This window comes from Patescibacteria group bacterium (assembly GCA_026415775.1).
Lineage (GTDB): Bacteria > Patescibacteriota > Minisyncoccia > UBA6257 > JAAZHW01 > SKW32.
The window spans coordinates 1-524 of sequence record JAOAGL010000024.1; the positions used below are offsets into that span (position 1 = coordinate 1).

1 protein-coding gene is annotated in these 524 nt (G+C 37.4%); it reads left to right on the forward strand.

Going from position 1 to position 524, the window contains the following annotated elements; genetic code table 11:
* Positions 1-524, forward strand: a 524-nt coding sequence (locus tag N2692_03185) for an endonuclease Q family protein (GenBank protein ID MCX8016267.1), incomplete at both ends; no start/stop codon positions are given.

Genomic DNA, 524 nt, shown 5'->3' on the forward strand with positions numbered 1-524 from the left:
CTATTATACAGATAGATGCCAAAACACTTGTAAAATTGGTAAAAGATGCTGACCCAGAAGGATTTATAATACCTGCCCATATCTGGACACCCCATTTTTCACTTTTCGGTGCAAACTCTGGTTTTGATAGTATAGAAGAATGCTTTGAGGAACAGACAGAAAATATTTATGCCCTTGAAACCGGTTTGAGCAGTGATCCTCCGATGAACTGGTTACTTTCGCAACTTGACCGATTTACTCTTGTTTCAAATTCAGATGCGCATTCGCCCCAAAAGATTGGAAGAGAGGCAAACGTTTTCCTGCAAGCATTTGATTTCCAGGAACTAAAGGAAATACTGAAAACAAAAGATAATAGTCGTTTTCTTTTTACTATAGAATATTTTCCAGAGGAGGGAAAATATCATTATGACGGACACAGAATTTGCAAAATACGGTTCTCACCTGAAGAAACAATAAAACACGGATACTTGTGTCCAGTATGTGGAAAAAAAGTTACGATTGGTGTGATGCATAGAGTTACTATG